A 20,552-nucleotide genomic window follows, 5' to 3' on the forward strand; every position below is an offset into this window, starting at 1 on the left:
GGTCAATACACCCTGGCCTTGGGCGCGATCTTGGCCGGGTTGATACCGCCGTCGGCTTCCTTGCGCTGCAATTCGGTGTGCACCGGCCGATAGCTGAGCGTCACCTCGCCGGCTTCGTTGAGCCGCGCCAGCGTATGCTTGCGCCAGGTCACGTCGTCGCGCGCCGAAAAGTCCTCGCGGGCGTGTGCGCCACGGCTCTCCTTGCGCGCCGCGGCGCCGTAGACCGTGGTGATGGCATTGGCCATCAAATTTTCCAGCTCAAGCGTCTCGACCAGGTCGGAGTTCCAGATCATCGAGCGGTCGGACACTTTTATGTCCTTGAGCTCGCCCCAGATCTGCGAGACGCGCCTGCAGCCATTGTCCAGCGATTCCTGGGTGCGGAACACCGCCGCGTCCTCCTGCATCGCCTTCTGCATCTTCTCCCGCAGCACCGCCGTCGGCGTCGAGCCGTTGGCGTAGCGCAGCCGGTCGAAGCGGTCCATGATCTTTTCGACCGAGGCTTCGTTGGGCGAAGGGATCGCCGAATTGCGGTCGATGACCTGGCCGGCCCGGATCGCCGCCGCGCGGCCGAACACGACAAGATCGATCAGCGAGTTCGAGCCCAGCCGGTTGGCGCCATGCACCGAGGCGCAGCCCGCCTCGCCGACCGCCATCAGCCCGGGCGACACCCGGTCCGGGTTTTCAGCGGTAGGATTGAGCACTTCGCCCCAATAGTTGGTCGGCACGCCACCCATATTGTAGTGCACCGTCGGCAGCACGGGGATCGGCTCCTTGGTCAGATCGACGCCGGCGAAGATCTTGGCCGATTCCGAAATGCCGGGCAGCCGCTCATGCAGGACGGCCGGGTCGAGATGGTCGAGATGCAGGAAGATATGGTCCTTCTTCGGACCGACGCCGCGGCCCTCGCGGATTTCCAGCGTCATGCAGCGCGACACCACATCGCGCGAGGCAAGGTCCTTGGCCGACGGCGCGTAGCGCTCCATGAAGCGCTCGCCTTCGGAATTGACGAGGTAACCGCCCTCGCCACGTGCGCCTTCGGTGATCAGGCAGCCGGCGCCGTAGATTCCGGTCGGGTGGAACTGCACGAACTCCATGTCCTGCAGCGGGAAGCCGGCCCTGGCTGCCATGCCGCCGCCGTCGCCGGTGCATGTGTGTGCCGACGTCGCCGAGAAATAGGCGCGGCCATAGCCGCCAGTCGCCAGCACCACCATCTTGGCCGAGAACCGGTGGATGGTGCCGTCGTCGAGATTCCAGGCCACGACGCCGGTGCAGGTGCCGTCCGGCTCCATGATCAGGTCGAGCGCGAAATACTCGATGAAGAACTGCGCGTTGTGCTTCAGCGACTGGCCATAGAGCGTGTGCAGCATGGCATGGCCGGTTCGGTCGGCGGCGGCACAGGTGCGCTGCACGGGCGGGCCCTCGCCGAAATTCATCATCATGCCGCCGAACGGCCGCTGATAGATCTTGCCCTCTTCGGTGCGCGAGAACGGCACACCGTAATGCTCGAGCTCGTAGACGGCGGCGGGCGCCTGCTGGACCATATACTCCTGCGCGTCGATGTCGCCCAGCCAGTCCGACCCTTTGACGGTATCGAAGAGATGCCATTGCCAGTTGTCCGGGCCCATATTGGCGAGCGAAGCGGCAATGCCGCCTTGCGCGGCCACCGTGTGCGAGCGGGTCGGGAACACCTTGGTGATGCACGCCGTGCGCAGGCCCTGTTCGGCCATGCCGAGCGTGGCGCGCAGGCCAGCCCCTCCGGCGCCGACGACCACCACATCGAACTTGTGATCGACGAAAGTATAGCCTGCCGTATTGGCCGATTTCGCGTCCTTGGCCAAATCAGCCTCCGAATGCCAGCTTGAGCAGGGCGAAGATCGAGGCGACGCCGACCGCTACGGTGAAAAAAGTATTGAGCGCGACAAGCGCCAGCTTCATGCCTTCGCCATGCACGTAATCCTCGATGATCACCTGCATGCCGATACGCATATGGATCAGCCCGGAGACCAGCACCAGGGCCACCACCAGCGCCACGAACGGATTGGCAAGCGCTGCCCGCACCTCCGCAAAACCGGCGCCGTTGAGCGCGATCAGGAACCCGACGAAAAACAGGATCAGCGGGATGTTGGCGATCGCGGTTAGGCGCTGGCGCCAGAAATGTCCGGTGCCTTCGCGGGCGGAACCCAGGCCGCGGACCCTGGCCAGCGGCGTGCGCATGTCGGTCTTGCCAGTGCTCATGATCAGGCTCCCCGCGCCATGTAACCGGCGACCCAGATCAGCAATGTCAGCAGGATCGAGCCGGCCAGCGTCGCCCAGGCGATCTTCGATGCCGTGTCCTTTTCAAGACCGGCGCCGGTGTCCCAGACGAGGTGGCGCACACCGCCCAGCATGTGGTGCATCAGCGCCCAGGTGTAGCCGAACAGGATGAGCCGGCCGAGCCAGGTGCCGAAGGCCCAGCTGACCCAGTCGAAGGCGCCTTGCGAGCTTGCCGCCGCCATCAGCCAGATCGCGACCAGCAGAGTGCCGAAATAGAGCGCACCGCCGGTGATGCGATGGATGATCGACATCGTCATGGTGATCGGCGGCCGGTAGATCGTCAGATGCGGCGACAGCGGCCGTTCACGTCTGGCATTGGCGCGGGTGGCTGGTGATCTACTCATGGCTCCCCCAGTTCGACGTCCGGAGCCGCGATGGAGAGCGGCATTTGCCGCCCTTATGTATGACTTCGGACAGCGGGTTTCTAATGCTCTTTTTGCACCGCGTCAAAGCCAGAAAATCGTTTTGGAAACGTCATTTAGTCTGACAAAAAGGCAGGCTCGGGCTTCAATCGATTAGGGGCTGGTAGCCCGCGCCGCGCTCGATGTCGCTGCAGTGCAGCATACGCAAGTCGTTAGCCGTGCGATCTATCGCCTGCAGGTTCGCGGCGTCGAACCCCTCTTCATCACCAGCGCCTCGCGCCCATCGATCACGATTGCGTTATGCGTGGCGGCTTCCTGATAGCGGCTGGACTGGTTGGCAGGCGACGCCACGAATTCTTCGGTCGCGCCATCCGGCTCGATCACGCGCAACGATGAGCCGAGATTCTGAATGGTGATCGCGCTGCCATTGCCGCATCCATAGGTTGCCGTACCCACTGCGGATCGCGGCGCGGTAAGGTCGGTGGTGATCTTGGTTGGCGATGTCGGAGGTGCCACGGCTGCCATGGATTGCTGAGCCGGCGCGGGCGAGATGGTGTTGGCCGCCTTCGGCGCATTGTCCTGCGGCACACAGGCGGCAACGATGGCGAGCAACGGAAGAAAGGACACCCAAACCGTCCGGCGTAACGCCATATGCTGTCCTCCCCTGCGGCAAACTAGCCGCGATGCTTTGCCAAGATCAAGGTCGACCCGATGGCTGGCGGCGATGGTGCGGCCAAGCATGGCCGAATGATGGCCACGGGTTTACCCTCAGGTCGGAAATTAACCATGTTTGGCGAGACATCGCCGGCAAACGCGCCGGCCTCTTAACAAAGGTTAAGAAAAGGTTAATTTCTGATTCGAGGAGCCAATGCATGTCGCCCAAAAACGCGTCAGCGGTTTTGGGACAATGGCATGCATCCAAACAAGGATTAAGGCGCGTCGCGACGCGCTTTGGCCTTTAACCATCAGGAGGACGCCATGCGTTCCAACTCTGGCAGATCGCGCCTTGCGGCGCTCATCGTGGCGGCCTCGGTCGCCGGCCTGGCGACGGCACCCGCACTTGCCGGGGCACGCCATCAGGATCGCGTCTACGCCGATTCCTTCGGCAATCTCGTCATCGACAGCGCCGCCGGCTACAAGCGCATCATCGTCGGCGAAGGCAAGCTCGCCAAGCAACTGTCCGACTACACCAGCGCCGGCCAGCCCAAGGTGATCTACCAGGACGAAGCCGATGAGATATCGAGCGGCAGCGATTGCTACCGGCCGCCGGTCTTCGTCAAGGGCCGCAGCTACATGTACGGGCTTTCCGAAGGCGAGATGCCCGAACTCAGCCCCTGCCGCTAGAGCATGATCCCGAAAAGTGGGAACCGGAAGAGATCATGCTCCAAGAAAGAGTCGGATCAGGATCACGGTCCAACCAAACGTCATCCTGATCTGGAACTCACGACGATTGCGTTAGCCGGCCACTCGCCTCCGGGTCCGGCTGAGACACGTACGCAGTCGCGACCGGCATTCTTCGCCAGATAGAGCGCCTCGTCGGCACGCCGCATGAGATCGGCAACGGTTTCGCCCGGATGTAGTTCGGCAACCCCGAAGCTCGCCGTGCAGCGATTGTCGGCCGGCAGCCCGTCGATGGGCAGCGTGCCGAACGCGCTGCGCGTGCCCTCGGCGAACAGCCGGGCGCCGGCAAGGTTGGTTCCCGTCAGGATGATGGCGAACTCCTCGCCACCGATCCGGCCCGCGGCGTGGTGGCCGGCGGCGGCCTCTCGAAGGAGGCCGGCGAAGGTCTCGATCACCCGGTCGCCGGACGCATGGCCGAAACCGTCGTTTATGCTCTTGAAATGATCGAGATCGGCAATCACCAAGGCGACCGGCACGCCTTGCCGCACGGCGCCGAGCACCGCCAGCTCGGCCTGGCGCGTGAAGCCACCGCGATTGAACAACCCCGACAGCATATCCACCTCCGACTTCGAGATCACTTCGACCAGCACATCGCGAGCGAGTATGGCCAGCGTCAGCAGTGCCAGCGCCAGCGCGAAGACGGTGCCGAGCGACTGCGACACCAGCGCGTAGTTGCTTTGCAGGTAGGCCTGCGGATTGGCGCCCCAGCCGCCCAGCGCATGGGCGATGAACGGCTTGGAGGCGAACTGCAGGCCACTGGCCGCGAGCACCCCCATCAATATGAGATCGAGCCGGCCACGCCTTTGTCTTGACGACCAGACGATGACCAGCCCGACGAACTGCATGACGGCATAGGGAAGCTGGTAGGCCATCATGCGGACCAGCGACTGGCGCGGCAGGTCCTGGACGAAATAGACGGCGACGGTGGTGGCGAAAAGGAAGAACAGCATCGGCGACCATGGCGGCGCCACGCCGTATTTGCGGGCCAGCCCGCCATTGAAGGCGATGGTGGCGGCAAGGAAAACCGCGAAGGCGGCGACCACCGGGAGCCGCGCATCGGTGAAGGCGGGAATGCTGAATTCGATGGCCGAATAGACCATGCCCAGCAGGTAGCCGAAGGCAAACCAGCGCGCCGGCGCGCGGCCGGCATCATGCAACGCGACCGCCATGAAGGCAGCCGCCAGCAAGCCGGCAACCGACAGGTTGATCAACAGGATGAAGTTGGCGCCGCTCATCTTCTTTCAAACCCCGAGCCCCACCTAAGCATCGACGGGCGAAAAAGACGTTAACGCGAGGCCGGGCGCGCCGGATCAGCTCGCCTTGAGCGGCTCCGCCACGAACACCGTTTCCGGTCGCTCGTAAGACAGGCGCACACTGTCGCGGCCGTTCTTCTTGGCTTTGTAGAGCGCCTCGTCGGCGCGGCGCATCAGGGGCTCCAGCGCCTCGCCGCCGCTGCGCGCCGCCACGCCGAAACTGGCGGTGACCTTGGTGCCCGGAGGAAGCCCGTCAACGCTGCCGGCCGAATAAAGCGTGCGCACGGCCTCGGCGAACAATCGCGCCGATGCGAGATCGCTGAGCGGCAGGAGCACCGCGAACTCCTCGCCGCCGATGCGCCCCGCGGCACCCCGCGTCCCGGCCGCCGCCTGAAGCTTGGCGGCGAAGTCGGCGATCACGCGGTCGCCCGCCGCATGGCCATGCACATCGTTGAGCGCCTTGAAGTGGTCGAGGTCGGCCAGCACCAGGGCCACCGGGAATTTTGCCCTGGCGCAAGTCTCCAGCAGCCTCGCGGCGCGCTCCTCGAAACCACGGCGGTTGAGCAGGCCCGACAGCGGATCGGTAAACGTTTCGGTCTTCAGCGCCTTCATCACGTCGAGTGCGGCGGCGGTGAACAGGCAGAGCGCGATCAGCAGCGACAAAAGCGCGTGCGACAGCAGCGCCGTCGTCCAGTAGGACGAACCATAGAACCCGTCATAGCTGGCAAACGGGCCGTGCGCGATGACCACGACGAGAGTGCGCACGAAGAAGTTGAGGCCCGACAGCAGCGACAGCACGAACAGGATTTTTTCCGTCGGGCCGTTATTACGCACCGGTCTGAGTTCGGCGGCGACCAGCAGACTGATGCCGCCGAAGGCGAAATTCATCGCCAGGATGCGCCAGGTGAGATCCGGCGCCACGAACAGGAACCAACAGAAGGACACCAGCCCGCCAAGCGCCAGCACGCCGATCCCGACATAAGGCACCTTGCGGCCGTAGCGGGCGACAATGGCGCTGGACAGGCAGCAGCCGGCAATGGCGAAGCAGATGTTGGACACCAGCTTGGTCAGCACGATGCCAATTGGCAAGGTGAAATACTGGAACAGAAAGCCCGGCGCCGAGACGCAGTAACTTATCGCCAGCACGGCCAGATAGGGACGATGGCGCTGATGGGCCCATAGCACGAGGAAGGCCGCGCCGAGTGCCAGCGCGATCGTCGGATTGAGCAGCGCTATCAACAGACCGGTGTCCAAAGGACGATGACTTCCCCTCGCTGACGTCAGGGAAGACCTTAGAGCGCAAGCGCAAACAAGCGGTTAAGCCCGGGCCAAGTCTCGACATATTGTCAGGGAACCCCAACCCGCGGCCAGCGTTCTGAGGTCACAATCGGGAGCAGCCCATGGCCGACATGATTACACTGACCGACCACGAAGCAATCCGCTCGTGGGCTGCCGGACGAGCCGGTTTTCCCGCGATCGTCGATATATCGCCCGAAGCGGGAACACAGCCCATGTTGAGGCTGGTCTTTGGCCAGCATGCCTACCAGGATCAAGACCAGCCGGAACGGCCGATCAATGCCGGAGGCTATGAACTCGTCGAATGGGACGAATGGTTCAGGCTCTTCGAAGAGCAGCAGTTGGCGCTTGTGGTCGCTTCCGACCAGCCGGGACGCCGGGAGGAGTTCCACGAGCTCGTCCGCCGCGACGGAAAACCCTGAACCCGAGCCCGCGCGGCTCGGGTTCTGTTGAAGTTGGGATTATTTCCAGTCGCGGATGTCGACGAAGTGGCCGGCGATCGCCGCCGCCGCCGCCATCGCCGGCGACACCAGATGGGTGCGGCCCTTGAAACCCTGCCGGCCCTCGAAATTGCGGTTCGAAGTCGAGGCGCAGCGCTCATGCGGCTTCAGCCGGTCGTCGTTCATGGCCAGGCACATCGAGCAGCCCGGCTCGCGCCAGTCGAAGCCGGCGGCGAGGAAGATCTTGTCGAGACCCTCGGCTTCCGCCTGTTCCTTGACCAGGCCGGAGCCCGGCACGATCATCGCATCGACATGCGGGCTGACCGTTTTGCCTTCGACCACCTTGGCGACGGCGCGCAGATCCTCGATACGGCCATTGGTGCAGGAGCCGATGAAGACGCGGTCGAGCGCGATGTCGGTGATCTTCGTCCCCGGCGTCAGGCCCATATAGTCGAGCGCGCGCTGCTTGGAGGTGCGCTTGTTCTCATCGGTGATGTCGGCCGGGTTCGGCACGATGCCTTGCACCGAGACGACATCCTCGGGCGACGAACCCCAGGAGACGATCGGCGGCAGCTTGGCCGCGTCGAGCACGATCACCTTGTCGAAATGCGCCCCTTCGTCCGACTGCAGCGTCTTCCAGTATTCGAGTGCCGCATCCCAGGCAGCGCCCTTCGGCGCGCGCGGCTTGTCCTTGACATAGGCGAAGGTCGTCTCGTCGGCGGCGATCAGGCCGGCGCGCGCGCCGCCCTCGATCGACATGTTGCAGATCGTCATGCGGCCTTCCATCGACAGCGAGCGGATCGCCTCGCCGGCGTATTCGATGACATAGCCGGTGCCGCCGGCGGTGCCGATCTCGCCGATGATGGCCAGGATGATGTCCTTGGCGGTGACGCCTTCCGGCAGCACGCCGTCGACACGCACCAGCATGTTCTTGGCCTTGCGCTGGATCAGCGTCTGCGTCGCCAGCACATGCTCGACCTCGGAGGTGCCGATGCCGTGCGCCAATGCGCCGAAAGCACCGTGGGTCGAGGTGTGGCTGTCGCCGCAGACGATGGTCATGCCGGGCAAGGTAAAGCCCTGCTCGGGACCGATGATGTGGACGATGCCCTGGCGGATATCGTTCTCGGAATAATATTCGACGCCGAAATCCCTGGCGTTCTTGGCCAGCGCCTCGACCTGGATGCGGCTTTCCTCGTTCTTGATGCCGAACTTGCGCTCGGGCGAGGTCGAGACATTGTGATCGACCACGGCCAGCGTCTTTTCCGGATGCCGGACTTTCCTGCCGCTCAGGCGCAGGCCTTCGAAAGCCTGCGGGCTGGTCACTTCGTGGACGAGATGGCGATCGATGTAGAGCAGGCAGGTGCCGTCGTCCTGGCGGTCGACGACATGGTCGTCGAATATCTTGTCGTAGAGGGTGCGCGGTGCGCTCATGTGCGTAAATCCGTCGATATGAGAATTGGGGAGAGCAGATGCCGGCAGGTCGGGTCCGGCGCAACGACCTGGACAGGTCGGCCTAGCTAAGTCGGCTGGTCAGCGCGCCGCTGACGCGCGCGGAAAAGCGCGACGGCAGGCGTTTTCTATCCTGCAGCACGAAACCCTTGTAAGCCGGATCGCCAAAAAGCTCTTCCATGGCGTGGCTCATATCAATGTTTTGGCTTTTCGGCAATTGCGGCGTGGCGCGGCGCGGCTTTCCCTTCTCCCCTTGTGGGAGAAGGTGGATCGGCGCGCAGAGCCGAGACGGTTGAGGGGTGCGCGAAGGATCTCCGTCTTTGCCAAGCTGGAACACCCCTCATCCGACCTCGCTTCGCAAGGCCACCTTCCCCCACAAGGGGGGAAGGAAGAACTCGCAGCTCACAGCACCTCGAACACAAACGTCTTCACCAGCGCATCCGGCTCAGCGATCGCGTAACAGCGAAACCACGGGCTTTGCTCCACAGGCCGCCATTTCCTTGTCCGCTCCAGCTCATCGAACGCCGCCTGAAAACCGCCGTTTTCGAACACCTGGTCGCGCACGGTGAAGATGGCGTGGCCGCCCTTTCTGGTGATACGCACCAGCTCGTGCAGGCCCGAGGCCGGCGCGTGGCCTGATGGTGAAGACGCCAGTCGAGAAGAAGGCGCGGAAATACCCGTCCGGCCATGGCAACGGCCCGCCAAGCATCGCCTGCTTCAGCTCGCCATAGGCGTTGCGGCTGCCGGCGATCTTCAGCATATCGTCCGAGAGATCGAGCCCGGCAATGTCGCCGTAACCCAACGCCTTCAGCGACGGCCCCGACAAGCCGGTGCCGCAGCCGGCGTCGAGCAGCGGCCCTTCACCCGCCGGCACGTGGCGCGCCACCCAGGCGGTGATCAGGAACGGCAGCAGGTAGCCGAGCGAGGCGGTTTCGCTGTCATAGGTCGCGGCCCATGCGGCGTAGGCCTCTTCAAGCGCTTCCGGCGTGTCGGCGCCGTAGACGGAATCCAGCGCGGCATTGGCCTTGTCGACGATCATGAAACCTCCCAACCAGATATGTCGAGGTGATCGTAACGCCGTCCTTGTCCAAAAACTATTCCTCGTGCTGGCGGCGCAGCCGCCGCTCCAGCGCTCTGAGCGCCAGCGACAGGCCGACGGTCAGGATGAGATAGATGTAGGCTGTTATCGAATAGGTCTCGAAGAAGCGAAAGGAGCCGGCGGCATAGACCTTGCCCATCTGGGTGATATCGGCGACGCCGAGCACCGAGACCAGTGAGGAATCCTTGACCAGGGCGACGAAATCATTGCCGAGTGGCGGCAGGATGGTGCGGATCGCCTGCGGGAACACGATCAGCCGGAAGCGTTGCGCGCGGCTCAGCCCGAGCGCCTTCGCCGCCTCGATCTGGCCCTTTTCGACAGCCTGGATACCGGCGCGGAAAACCTCCGAGATAAAAGCCGAGTAGCCGATGGTCAGCGCCATGACTGCGCGCCACAAAAGCGACACGTCGCGCACCAGAAGCTCGCCGAACAGGCCGGCATTCTGCAGAGGCGCGGTCAGCGTGTTCCAGGCCGCGACGAAGGCCGGCGCGCCGGCGAAGGCGATCCAGAACAAAAGCACCAGGATCGGCACGCCGCGGATGATCTCGACGTAGAAGCGGGCGATCTGGCGCAGCCAGCGCGAGCCCGACAATCCCATCAGCGCAATGCCGAGACCAATGGCGGACGCCAGCGCAAAGGCGACCACGGTGACGAAGACGGTGACGCCGATGCCCTTGGCGACCGTGGCGAAGACCTGGGCATAAAGGTTGCTGGTGGCGATGAACAAGGCGGCCGCCAGGGCCAGGACGGCGGCAACCGCAAGCCACCAGGGGAAGTCGGGCTTGGAGGAGGACAGAGGTGCCATCAGGCAATGCTGACAAGGCAGATATCGCGAAGGTCAGGTGCCAAGGCGCCCCCCTCTGTCCTGCCGGACATCTCCCCCTCAAGGGGGGAGATTGGCAGCCTCGTCGGCGGTACTCTTCTTACAACATTGCTGATTAGCGAAATCGGAAAAGACATCCGATCTCCCCCCTTGAGGGGGAGATGCCCGGCAGGGCGGAGGGGGGCGTTCAAGCGCAAAGTCAGCGGGAAATCACTGCCCCATCTTGTAGTCAAGGAACCACTTCTTGTTGAGCGCATCGAAGGTCCCATCCGCCTTCAGCGCCGCGATCGCCGCGTTGACCGGCTTCACCAGGTCGGACCCTTTCGGGAAGATGAAGCCGAAATCCTCGGTGCCGAGCGGGCCGCCGATCAGCTTCAGCTTGCCCTCGGAAGCATCGACATAGCCCTTGCCGGCGGTGCCGTCGGTCAGCACCACGTCGACGTCGCCGGACTTCAACGCCTGCACCGTGGCGCCGAAGGTCTCGAACAGCTTGATGCGCGGGTTCTGCTCGTTGCCATCGAGCACGCTATAGACGGCGGTGTAGAAGGGCGTGGTGCCGGCCTGCGCGCCGATCAGCCCGTCCTTGAAGGCGCCGAAGGTCTTGGCATCGGTGAAGCGGCTTTCATCGCCACGCACCAGCATGAACTGTTCCGAGCGCATATAGGGGTCGGAGAAATCGACCTTCGCCTTGCGGTCGTCCTTGATGGTGATGCCGGTCATGCCGATGTTGTACTGGTTGTCGGAAACCGCCTGGATCATCGCGTCCCAGGAGGTGTTCTGGTACTCGACCTTGAAATTGAGCCGCTTGGCGATTTCGTCCATCGCGTCATATTCCCAGCCGATCTGCTTGCCGGTCTTGGCATCGATGAATTGCAGCGGCGGATAGGCGTTCTCGGTCACCACCACTACCTTCTTGCCGCCGAGATCAGGCAGCGCCTGCGCGAGGGCGGCAACGGGCGTCAGGATGAGGGCAAGCAGGCCGGCCAGCAGCAGTTTCGATTTGGTCATGACACACTCCCGAAAATTGAAAGCGCCCGGTCGTCGGCCGGGCTTGCAGGAAAATCCGCGCCGACTTTAGCTTGCCGCAAGCGCCACGCAAGACGGTCCGCTGCGTCAGTGCAGGCGAAAAGGGATTCCGATGCCCTCAATCGATGAATTTCGGGCCGGGAATTTCGGGGTGATCGGTTACACCGCGGCAGGGGTCAACGCTTCCGCGTCCGCCGGCCGGTCATCGGCGATGGCGCTGCGCATGCTTGAAACGAGGCGGGTGAGTGTCGCGTGCAAGGCTTTCACGTCGCCCGGCTCCAGCGGCACGGCGCAAGCCAATGCGGTGGACACGTCCTTCATGCGCGCGCGCAACGCCTGGCCCTTGGCCGTCGGTTCCACCAGCACGCGGCGCTCGTCCGCGGCGTCGCGCCGGCGAGTGACGAGACCGCCTGCTTCCATCCGCTTGATCAGCGGCGTCAGCGTGGCGGAATCCAGGCCGAGCGCCACGCCCAGCTCGCCAACCGTGCTTGGCGTTCGCTCCCACAGCGCCAGCATCACCAGATATTGCGGATAGGTGAGACCGAGCGGCTCGAGCAGCGGCCGATAGACCTTGGTCATCAGCCCGCTCGCCGAATAGAGCGCGAAGCAGAGCTGCTGGTCGAGCCGTGGCACGGGAATCGTCCCGACGGCCTCCGCCGGGACGTCGCTAGCGCTCTTTGTGGTCTTTCCCGTCATGCCGCCCTTACCGAAAGCGCTACGTCGATGTTGCCCCTGATGGCGTTCGAATAGGGGCAAACATTATGCGCCTCCGATACAAGCGCTTCCGCCGCCGCCTGATCAAGGCCTTTCGTCTCCACCGCGAGCGCGACGCCGAGCTTGAAGCCTTCGCCATTGGGAAGAAGGCTGACGGTAGACGTTATCGCGGCATCCTCGAGCGGCAGCTTCTGCTTGCGCGCGATGAAGCGGACGGCGCTTTCGAAGCAGGCGGCGTAGCCGACGGCGAAAAGCTGTTCGGGGTTCGTGGCGCCTCCCGGCCCGCCCAGTTCCTTGGGCATTGCCAGATCGACCTTGAGCAGGCCGTCGCTGGTCTCGCCATGGCCGGCGCGGCCGCCGGTGACGTGAGCGTGTGTCGTATAGAGTGCCATATCAAATCTCCAATTATTTTGTGCACTATTGTTTAGTACACAAGATAATATGCCGTCAACGCCCCGCATCCGATTTTCGGGGCCGAAAGCGTTCACGGTCTGGTGAAACGAAAAAAGGCGGCCGAAGCCGCCTTTTTGAATGTATTTTCCGAAACCTTATTCGGCGGGGGTCGCTTCCGCGGCGGCCTTGGCTGCTGCCTCGGCCTCGGCGGCTGCCTTCTTCTCGGCGGCTTCCTTGGCGGCCGTCTCGGCGGCCAGCGCCTGGGCGGCGGCGACCTTCTCAGCCTCGATGCGGGCCTTCTCGGCGTTCAGCGCATCGCGCTCTTCATCGTTGAGCTTGCGGGCGCGCACGCCGGTATTTTCCGAAATACGGGCCGACTTGCCGCGACGGTCGCGCAGGTAATAGAGCTTGGCGCGACGCACCTTGCCGCGACGCACGATCTCGACGCCCTCGACCATCGGCGAGTAGACCGGGAACACGCGCTCGACGCCTTCGCCGTAGGAGATCTTGCGGACGGTGAAATTTTCCTGGAAGCCGGAACCGGCGCGGGCGATGACGACGCCCTCATAGGCCTGGACGCGGGTGCGGGTGCCTTCGGTCACGCGGACCTGGACGCGCACGGTGTCGCCGGGCTGGAATTCGGGAAGCTTGCGCTTGGCTTCGATCTTGGCGGCCTGTTCGGCCTCGAGCTGACGGATGAGATCCATCTCAATAATCCACTTCTTGTTCTTCCGACAGTCAGAGCGTCCGACACTCGCCTTGCAGTTCCAATGACCACTCGGCTATGTCCTTTGTCGAGAAGACATCCATCTTCAGACATCGGACAGGGGCGACTACACCGTCATTGTTGACGGGCCCGGCAGATTTTTCTTGCCGGTACGGGCGGGCACATACAGCTATTTCAGCACTTTGTCACGCCCGCGCCAGAGACTTTTTTGCCGGCATGGCCCCATTGTAATACCGGCCGTGCCGGGTTGCGCTGGTCACCGGGGCTTTCTAAGCCTGACATAACACAGTTTTCCACGGCGGCACTCCATGTCTGTTCTCGACGCCACCCTGCTTTTCCTGGCGGGCTTTCTGTCAGGCGCCGCCAATGCGGTCGCCGGCGGCGGCACCTTCATCACCTTCGGCGCCATGACATTGGTCGGCGTGCCGCCGATCGTCGCCAACGCGACCTCCTCGGTCACGCAATTTCCGGGCTACATCACTTCGACGCTCGCCTATTGGACCGACATCAAGCATTTCTGGCGCGGCGCCCTGCTGCTATGCCTGATCTCGGCGGCCGGCGCACTGGCCGGCGCCTTCATCCTCCTGGCGCTGTCCAACCCGTCCTTCCGCGCCATGGTGCCGTGGCTGCTGCTGGCGGCGACGGCGCTTTTCGCCGCCGGGCCTTGGCTGAAGCCGGCACCGAAACCAGGGCATGAGGCGGCCGTCGGCTCACTTGCCGGTTCGCTGGCGCAGTTCGCCACCGCCATTTATGGCGGCTTCTTCGGCGCCGGCATGGGCGTGATGATGCTGGCGACGCTCGGCCTGACTCAGGCCGGCGACTACCACCGGCTGAACGCGCTGAAGAACATGCTGGCCGTGGTCATCGCCGCGGTCGCCATCGTCGTCTTCGTCTCGGGCGGCGTCGTCGCCTGGCCGCAGGCGATCGTCATGATCCCCGGCGGGGCGCTCGGCGGCTATGCCGGCGTGTGGATCGCCAAGCGCGTGCCGCAGAACGTGGTGCGCGGCTTCGTCATCGCGGTCGGCCTGTTCCTAGCCTTCTACTATTTCAGCAAAGGCTGATCGCCGAACAGATCCGGCCGGCGTTCTTTCGTCAGTTTCTCGGACTCCGCCCGCCGCCAGGCGGCGATCTTCTTGTGATTGCCCGAAATCAGCACTTCGGGGATCTCCCGACCCTCGAATTCCTGCGGCCGTGTGTAATGCGGGTGTTCGAGCAGGCCGTTTTCAAAACTCTCTTCTTCGCCCGACACCGCATTGCCCATGACCCCGGGCAACAGCCGCACCACCGCGTCGAGCAGCACAAGTGCTGCAGGCTCGCCGCCTGAGAGGATGAAATCGCCGATCGAGACTTCCTCCAATTCCCGCGCGTCGATCACTCGCTGGTCGACGCCTTCGAAGCGGCCGCACAGGATGACGGCTCCCGGCCCGGCGGCGAGTTCGCGCACGCGCGCCTGCGTCAACGGCTTTCCGCGTGGGCTCATCAGCAGGCGCGGACGCAAATCGCCCTCAGGAGAGGCGTGGTCGATCGCCCTGGCGAGCACATCGGCGCGCATCACCATGCCGGCGCCGCCGCCGGCCGGCGTGTCGTCGACGGTGCGATGCCTGTCGGTGGCGAAGTCGCGGATCTGGATTGCTTCCAGCGACCAGGTGCCGGCCTCGAGCGCCCGCCCGGCCAGCGACAGGCCGAGCGCGCCCGGGAACATCTCGGGATAGAGCGTCAGCACCGAAGCCTTGAATGTCACCGGTTGCCCCCGGCATCGCGCGGCCCGCGCGGCCGGCCCTTCGGGTCGAAATCCTCTTCACGCGGCGCCTCGCCATCCTCGTCCTCGACAAGCCCGGCCGCAGCCGGGTCGATGCGGACAAAACCCTCGGCGATCGACACCTGCGGCACGGCGGCTTGCGTGAACGGAATCAGCACGCCCTTGCGGCCGCCCAGCGTCACATCGAGAATGTCGCCGCCGCCGAAATTGTGCACCGCGACCACCTTGCCGAGCGCCGCACCCGTATCGTCGCGGACCTCCAGCCCGATCAGGTCGGCATGGTAGAATTCGTCCTCCTCGCCGTCGTCGGGCAGCATCGAACGGTCGACGAACAGTTCGGTGCCCGCAAGCGCCTCGGCGGTATTGCGGTCGGTGACACCCTTGAAACGTACCACGACGACCGTGTTGGCGGGCCTGATGTCGATGATCTGGAAGGCACGGCCATCCCTGGCATAGAGCGGCCCATAGTCGGCCAGCGCCATCGGCTCGCCGGTGAAGGTTTTCACCCTGAGTTCGCCTTTGATGCCGTGGGCGGCGCCGATCACGGCCATCTGGACGGGGTTCTGGGGCTTGCTCATGGCGCTTTTACCTTCGTCATCCAACGGCGGAGCAGGCGCGAAGCGACTGCGCAGACCCGAGGATCCATTCCGTTACGGTGACCAGTACGCAAGGCGGTTCAGGAGCCAATCACCAAGGTTTGGATTTGCCACCGATCGACTGTCTCCTAGCCCCACAGGGCTGCGATTTCAATGACGGCCTCTTCACCGCTTCCTAACCCGGGTGCCCGAAAATGGCAGCGAACCGGAACGACACCATGCAGGAATTCCTCATCCCGGCAAAACCCGATCTGCAGGCAGCGCGCGAAGGCTGGCTGAAGATGCTCGCGCGAGAACGTCGGCTGTCACCCGAGACGGTGGAAGCCTATGAGCGCGACACCCGCCAGTTCCTGCATTTCCTCACCGGCCATTGCGGCGGCTCGCCCGGCATTTCCGACATTGCCAATCTGCGCCCGGCCGATCTGCGCGGCTTTCTCGCCGCCCGCCGCAATGCCGGCGCCGGCGCCCGCACGCTCGGCCGGGGTCTCGCCGGCATCCGCTCGCTGCTGCGGTTCCTCGAACGGCGTGGCCTCGCCAATGCCGCCGGGGCGGCAGCCTTGCGCGCGCCGCGCCAGCCCAAATCCCTGCCCAAGCCGCTGACGGCAAGCGATGCCAAACATGTGGTGTCGGTGGAAGGCCAACTTGCCGAAGAACCCTGGATCGCCGCCCGCAACGCCGCCGTGCTGACGCTGCTCTATGGCTCCGGCCTGCGCATTTCGGAAGCGCTTGGCCTCGCCGGCGCCGACCTGGCGTCGGAAGCCGACACCGTGCTGCGTGTTACCGGCAAGGGCGGCAAAACACGGCTGGTGCCGGTGCTGCCGGTGGCGCTCAGGGCAATCGCCGAATACCGCCGGCTCTGCCCCCATCATCTCGACCCGAAGGGGCTGTTGTTTCGCGGTGCGCGCGGCGGCCCGCTCAACCCGGCCATCATCCAGCGCGACATGGCCAAGCTGCGCTCGGCGCTCAACTTGCCGGACACCGCGACGCCGCACGCGCTGCGCCATTCCTTCGCCACGCACCTGCTCGGCCGCGGCGGCGATTTGCGCACCATCCAGGAACTGCTCGGCCACGCCAGCCTGTCGACGACGCAGATCTACACCGGCGTCGACACGACGAGGCTGCTGGAAATTTACGAATCGGCGCACCCTAGGGCGTGAACCCTTCAATTTTGCAGTGCCAGTTAACCGTTTTGCCGCTTTTTGCGCTTACCAACGGTGTCATGAAACGCGTCATTGCCATCGCCGACCGCGCAGCGCACGTCTCGCTGAAACTGCTCGTCGCGCTCAACATCCTGTTTTTCCTGTCGTTCCTCGCCGTCCTGCTGTTCGCGGCTGGCAGGGCGCATGCCGAGATCCCGACTTGCACCGGCGCCGACATGGTATCGGCCTTGCAGAAGACCGACCCGGCCGCCTACCAGAAGATCGAGGCCGAAGCCGCAGCCACGCAGAACGGCAAGGGCCTGCTGTGGAAGCTCGAGAAACCGGGCGAACAACCATCCTTCCTGTTCGGCACCATGCACATGACCGATCCGCGCGTCACCACGCTGCCGACGGCCGCGCAGAAGGCTTTTGACGCCGCCGGCACCATCATCATCGAAACCACCGACGTGCTCGACAAGCAGAAGATGATGACGGCGATGCTGAAGGAGCCGGACCTGATGATGTTCACGGACTCCACGACGCTGTCGTCCCTGCTGAAGCCGGACGAAGCGGCCGCCATGAACGCCGCGCTCGACGCACGCGGCATCCCGCCGGCCACCGTCGCCAAGATGAAGCCGTGGATGCTGTCGGCCATGATGGCGCTTCCGGCTTGCGAGCTCGCCCGCCAGTCCGGCGGCGCGCCGGTGCTCGACGTCAAGCTGGCCGAAAGCGCCAAGGCTGCCGGCAAGCCGGTGGAGGGATTGGAAACGGCCGAGAGCCAATTGCGCGCCATGGCATCCTTGCCGCTCGCCTTTCACATGAAAGGCCTGGTCGACACGCTGAAGCTGGGCGACAAGGTCAATGATATCAACGAAACCATGATCGTGCTCTATCAGCGTGGCGACACCGGCATGTTCTGGCCGCTGTTCCGCGCCGCCATGCCGGAGGAGCAGAACGACGCCTCAGGCTATGCCGCCTTCGAGGAAACCATGATCACCAGCCGCAACAAGGTGATGGTCGACCACGCCGAGCCGATCCTGGCCAAGGGCAATGCGTTCATGGCGGTCGGCGCCCTGCATCTCCCCGGTCCGCAGGGACTGGTCGAGGATTTCCGCAAAGCTGGCTATACCGTCACTGCCGTGGGGCTTTAAGCCCTATTTGATCAAGACCTGAGCCAGCATCGCCGGAACGATCATGCGGTGGAACGGCATGATGATGGCGAGATACGTCCGCCCAAACAGATTGTGCGTCTTCACGATCGTCGACGCCGCCACCTCCTGCCGGCCCGCGCCGAGGTCGTTCACCTCCACCAGGATGCGGAAATCGAGATGCCGGTCGTCCAGGCCAAGGACGACCCTGCCATGTGCCTGGCTGATGAGCGGAAATATGCCGATCCTGGTTTCCGGCGGTGCGTCGGGCTCCGCCCCCGTTTTCAGCCCAAATGGCTTGACGGCGAGGTTGCGTAGCCGCGTAAGCCGGTCGACCCATCGCGGTGTCCGCCCCAGGACGCGTTCGGCCGCGCCAATGGCGGTCAGGGCAAGGCCATCGGTTGTCAGCACGTATCGGTCGGCGAACTGAGCGCCGGCAAGATCGCCTTCGGGATCGGGAAAAGTCTGTGCAGTGATCGTCATGCCGGCAATCCCCAACAACCAACGATAGCATCCGTTGGCTTGGCTCGCTGCGTGGCGAAACGCCGCCGTCCGGCGAGGCACCAGTGCTCGAAATCAAGCTGGCGGGAGGCGCCATCTTCCAGTCCTGAGCGACTGGTCGAGGATTTCCGCAAAGCCGGCTATACTGTCACCGCCGTCAATTGAGTCGGACGGCAGCGGAGGGCCACAGGCGCCGTGTTTCCGGCGGTTTGCTCCGCTAGCGTGAAACCCATTCAACGGTTGCGCGTTGATGGCTGTTGATTGATCATTTTCATCCACGGAGGACACTTTTATGGCGAATCCATCAAACGACACTCCCAGGCCGAGTGGCGGCAGCGGTGGCAGTCCCTGGCTGATTGCGCTGGTCGTGGTTATCCTGGCGATTGTCGCTTATTATGTTTTCGGAAGAAGTGGCGAACACCCGGCACCCGCCGAACCGCCAGCGGCCAGCACACCGGCCCCGGCGCCCGCGCCGGCTGAACCGATGAAGCCAGCCGAACCAGCGCCTGCGCCCGCTCCGGCACCAGCACCAGCCCCGGCGCCGGCTCCGGCTCCGGCGCCCGCCCCTGCGCCAGCACCGGCTCAGTAATCGGCTCGAAATCGAATACAAACGGCCCGCCGAAAGGCGGGCCGTTCTGTTTTTGGGCCGTTGGAGACTTTGACGCCAAGCTACTCCCGCGCGTTGGTCGCCTTTAAATGTGGATCGGCTTGAAGAACGTCGCCAGCGCCGCTTCCTTGACCGCTTCCGACATCGTCGGATGCGCATGGCAGGTGCGGGCGAGGTCTTCCGACGAGCCGCCGAACTCCATTAGCACCGCCGCCTCGTGGATCATCTCACCGGCGCCGAAGCCGACGATATGAACGCCAAGCACGCGGTCGCTCGTCTTGTCGGCAAGGATCTTCACGAAACCGTCGGTGTGCAGCATGGCGCGTGCCCGGCCGTTGGCGGTGAACGGGAATTTGCCGGCCTTGTAGTCGATGCCGGCCTTCTTCAGCTCTTCCTCGGTCTTGCCGACCGAGGCGATTTCCGGGCTGGTGTAGACGACGCTCGGGATGACGTCGTAGTTCACATGGCCGGCCTGCCCGGCAATGGTCTCGGCCACCGCCACGCCCTCGTCCTCGGCCTTGTGCGCCAGCATCGGCCCGGCGATGACGTCGCCGATGGCGTAGATGCCGGGCACATTGGTCCTGAGATGACCGTCGGTCTTGACCCGGCCGCGCTCGTCGGCCTCGACACCCGCTTCCTTCAGGCCGAGCGTGTCGGAATAGGCGCGGCGGCCCGTGGCGATCAGCACCACGTCGGCATCGATCGTCTCGGCAGCGCCGCCCTTGACCGGCTCGAAGGTGACGCTGACGCCCTTCTTTGCCTTGGCGACGCCGGTGACCTTGGCGCCGAGCTTGAACTCGAAGCCTTGCTTGGAGAGCAGGCGCTGGAACTGCTTGGAGACCTCGCCGTCCATGCCGCCCAGGATGGTGTCGAGGAACTCGACCACGGTGACCTTGGCGCCGAGCCGCGCCCAGACCGAGCCGAGCTCGAGCCCGATGACGCCGCCGCCGACCACCACCAGATGGTCGGGAACCTTCGCCAGCGACAGCGCGCCGGTCGACGACACGATGACCTTTTCGTCGAAGTCGACCTTGACCCCGGGAATGCCGGCGACGTCCGAACCTGTGGCGATGACGATGTTCGCCGTCTCGATCTCCTCGACCTTGCCGTCCTCGCCGGTCACCGAGACCTTGCCGGCCGCGACCACCTTGCCGGTGCCGCGGAAACTATCGATCTTGTTCTTCTTGAACAGGAAGGCGACGCCGTTGACGTTGGACGTAACCGTGGTGTCCTTGTGCGCCATCATCTTCTTCAGGTTGAGCTTCGGCGCCGGTATCTCGACGCCCAGCGTATCGAAGGAATGGCCGGCCTCGGCGAACATTTCGGAGGCATGGAGCAGCGCCTTGGACGGGATGCAGCCGATGTTGAGGCAGGTGCCGCCGAAGGTCGCGTTCTTCTCGACCACCGCGACCTTCAGCCCAAGCTGCGCCGCCTTGATGGCGCAGACATAGCCGCCCGGTCCCGATCCGATGATTACGACGTCATAAGCCATGTTAATTTCCCTTT

22 protein-coding genes and 1 pseudogene are annotated in these 20,552 nt (G+C 64.2%); 5 read left to right on the forward strand and 18 right to left on the reverse strand.

Going from position 1 to position 20,552, the window contains the following annotated elements; all coding sequences use genetic code 11:
* Positions 1 to 2 precede the first annotated feature (2 nt).
* The 4 genes from sdhA to LB568_RS29340 all read right to left on the reverse strand — a co-directional run bounded on the left by sdhA (position 3) and on the right by LB568_RS29340 (position 3,326).
* Positions 3 to 1,838 (reverse strand): succinate dehydrogenase flavoprotein subunit, encoded by a 1,836-nt coding sequence (gene sdhA, locus LB568_RS29325; protein WP_224731959.1) that lies wholly within the window; start codon positions 1,836 to 1,838, stop codon positions 3 to 5.
* 1 nt (position 1,839) lies between these two features.
* Entirely contained in the window at positions 1,840 to 2,235 is a 396-nt protein-coding gene (gene sdhD, locus LB568_RS29330; RefSeq protein WP_224731960.1) for a succinate dehydrogenase, hydrophobic membrane anchor protein, read from the reverse strand.
* Positions 2,236 to 2,237: 2 nt separating this feature from the next.
* On the reverse strand, positions 2,238 to 2,657 hold the full coding sequence (gene sdhC / locus LB568_RS29335) for a succinate dehydrogenase, cytochrome b556 subunit (protein ID WP_224731961.1): 420 nt from the start codon (positions 2,655 to 2,657) through the stop codon (positions 2,238 to 2,240).
* A gap of 243 nt (positions 2,658 to 2,900) precedes the next feature.
* Complete coding sequence (locus LB568_RS29340) at positions 2,901 to 3,326, reverse strand: hypothetical protein (protein WP_224731982.1); 426 nt, start codon at positions 3,324 to 3,326, stop codon at positions 2,901 to 2,903.
* Positions 3,327 to 3,653: 327 nt separating this feature from the next.
* Between LB568_RS29340 and LB568_RS29345 the strand changes: the two genes are divergently transcribed.
* Entirely contained in the window at positions 3,654 to 4,019 is a 366-nt protein-coding gene (locus LB568_RS29345; RefSeq protein ID WP_224731962.1) for a hypothetical protein, read from the forward strand.
* Positions 4,020 to 4,099: 80 nt separating this feature from the next.
* Here the strand turns inward: LB568_RS29345 and LB568_RS29350 are convergent, their stop codons facing one another.
* Together LB568_RS29350 and LB568_RS29355 are read right to left on the reverse strand one after the other, a co-directional pair.
* The gene (locus LB568_RS29350) at positions 4,100 to 5,311 is read right to left on the reverse strand and encodes a sensor domain-containing diguanylate cyclase (protein WP_224731963.1); all 1,212 of its coding nucleotides are present in this window, start codon (positions 5,309 to 5,311) and stop codon (positions 4,100 to 4,102) included.
* Between the two features lie 75 nt (positions 5,312 to 5,386).
* A complete protein-coding gene (locus tag LB568_RS29355) occupies positions 5,387 to 6,583 on the reverse strand; it encodes a GGDEF domain-containing protein (protein ID WP_224731964.1) in 1,197 nt (398 codons plus the stop codon).
* A 146-nt stretch (positions 6,584 to 6,729) separates the two neighbouring features.
* Between LB568_RS29355 and LB568_RS29360 the strand changes: the two genes are divergently transcribed.
* Positions 6,730 to 7,047, forward strand: coding sequence for a hypothetical protein (locus tag LB568_RS29360; protein ID WP_013892275.1), 318 nt, complete (start codon positions 6,730 to 6,732; stop codon positions 7,045 to 7,047).
* Between the two features lie 39 nt (positions 7,048 to 7,086).
* Here the strand turns inward: LB568_RS29360 and leuC are convergent, their stop codons facing one another.
* From leuC to rplS, 8 genes and pseudogenes are all read right to left on the reverse strand, one after another.
* On the reverse strand, positions 7,087 to 8,496 hold the full coding sequence (gene leuC / locus LB568_RS29365) for a 3-isopropylmalate dehydratase large subunit (RefSeq protein WP_224731965.1): 1,410 nt from the start codon (positions 8,494 to 8,496) through the stop codon (positions 7,087 to 7,089).
* A gap of 82 nt (positions 8,497 to 8,578) precedes the next feature.
* Complete coding sequence (locus tag LB568_RS29370; RefSeq protein WP_224731983.1) at positions 8,579 to 8,851, reverse strand: hypothetical protein; 273 nt, start codon at positions 8,849 to 8,851, stop codon at positions 8,579 to 8,581.
* A 65-nt stretch (positions 8,852 to 8,916) separates the two neighbouring features.
* Positions 8,917 to 9,553, reverse strand: a pseudogene (locus LB568_RS29375) (class I SAM-dependent DNA methyltransferase).
* Positions 9,554 to 9,608: 55 nt separating this feature from the next.
* A complete protein-coding gene (locus tag LB568_RS29380; protein WP_224731966.1) occupies positions 9,609 to 10,418 on the reverse strand; it encodes an amino acid ABC transporter permease in 810 nt (269 codons plus the stop codon).
* A gap of 228 nt (positions 10,419 to 10,646) precedes the next feature.
* Positions 10,647 to 11,444 carry a transporter substrate-binding domain-containing protein gene (locus tag LB568_RS29385; RefSeq protein WP_140572183.1) on the reverse strand — a complete coding sequence of 266 codons (798 nt, stop codon included), beginning with the start codon at positions 11,442 to 11,444 and terminating at the stop codon, positions 10,647 to 10,649.
* Between the two features lie 177 nt (positions 11,445 to 11,621).
* Positions 11,622 to 12,158 (reverse strand): MarR family winged helix-turn-helix transcriptional regulator, encoded by a 537-nt coding sequence (locus tag LB568_RS29390; protein WP_224731967.1) that lies wholly within the window; start codon positions 12,156 to 12,158, stop codon positions 11,622 to 11,624.
* Positions 12,155 to 12,568, reverse strand: coding sequence for an organic hydroperoxide resistance protein (locus LB568_RS29395; RefSeq protein WP_224731968.1), 414 nt, complete (start codon positions 12,566 to 12,568; stop codon positions 12,155 to 12,157). The genes LB568_RS29390 and LB568_RS29395 overlap by 4 nt, the downstream gene beginning before the upstream one ends.
* A 156-nt stretch (positions 12,569 to 12,724) precedes the next feature.
* Entirely contained in the window at positions 12,725 to 13,276 is a 552-nt protein-coding gene (gene rplS / locus LB568_RS29400) for a 50S ribosomal protein L19 (RefSeq protein WP_013892267.1), read from the reverse strand.
* A 328-nt stretch (positions 13,277 to 13,604) separates the two neighbouring features.
* Between rplS and LB568_RS29405 the strand changes: the two genes are divergently transcribed.
* Positions 13,605 to 14,357 (forward strand): sulfite exporter TauE/SafE family protein, encoded by a 753-nt coding sequence (locus tag LB568_RS29405; protein WP_013892266.1) that lies wholly within the window; start codon positions 13,605 to 13,607, stop codon positions 14,355 to 14,357.
* Here the strand turns inward: LB568_RS29405 and trmD are convergent.
* The gene (gene trmD / locus LB568_RS29410) at positions 14,339 to 15,037 is read right to left on the reverse strand and encodes a tRNA (guanosine(37)-N1)-methyltransferase TrmD (protein ID WP_013892265.1); all 699 of its coding nucleotides are present in this window, start codon (positions 15,035 to 15,037) and stop codon (positions 14,339 to 14,341) included. The two genes, LB568_RS29405 and trmD, sit on opposite strands and share 19 nt — an antisense overlap.
* Positions 15,034 to 15,633 (reverse strand): ribosome maturation factor RimM, encoded by a 600-nt coding sequence (gene rimM / locus LB568_RS29415; protein WP_224731969.1) that lies wholly within the window; start codon positions 15,631 to 15,633, stop codon positions 15,034 to 15,036. Before rimM ends, trmD begins: the two co-directional genes overlap by 4 nt.
* 236 nt (positions 15,634 to 15,869) lie before the next feature.
* On the opposite strand from rimM, the gene LB568_RS29420 reads away from it, so the two are divergent.
* A complete protein-coding gene (locus tag LB568_RS29420; RefSeq protein ID WP_013892263.1) occupies positions 15,870 to 16,808 on the forward strand; it encodes a tyrosine recombinase XerC in 939 nt (312 codons plus the stop codon).
* 62 nt (positions 16,809 to 16,870) lie between these two features.
* Positions 16,871 to 17,941, forward strand: a complete 1,071-nt coding sequence (locus LB568_RS29425; RefSeq protein WP_224731970.1) for a TraB/GumN family protein — start codon at positions 16,871 to 16,873, stop codon at positions 17,939 to 17,941.
* 3 nt (positions 17,942 to 17,944) lie between these two features.
* Here the strand turns inward: LB568_RS29425 and LB568_RS29430 are convergent, their stop codons facing one another.
* Both LB568_RS29430 and lpdA read right to left on the reverse strand, forming a co-directional pair.
* Entirely contained in the window at positions 17,945 to 18,421 is a 477-nt protein-coding gene (locus LB568_RS29430) for a DUF2867 domain-containing protein (RefSeq protein ID WP_013892261.1), read from the reverse strand.
* A 710-nt stretch (positions 18,422 to 19,131) separates the two neighbouring features.
* Positions 19,132 to 20,538, reverse strand: coding sequence for a dihydrolipoyl dehydrogenase (gene lpdA, locus LB568_RS29435; protein ID WP_224731971.1), 1,407 nt, complete (start codon positions 20,536 to 20,538; stop codon positions 19,132 to 19,134).
* Between the last annotated feature and the right edge of the window lie 14 nt (positions 20,539 to 20,552).

It is taken from the genome of Mesorhizobium sp. B263B2A (genome assembly GCF_020165775.1).
Classification (GTDB): domain Bacteria; phylum Pseudomonadota; class Alphaproteobacteria; order Rhizobiales; family Rhizobiaceae; genus Mesorhizobium; species Mesorhizobium opportunistum.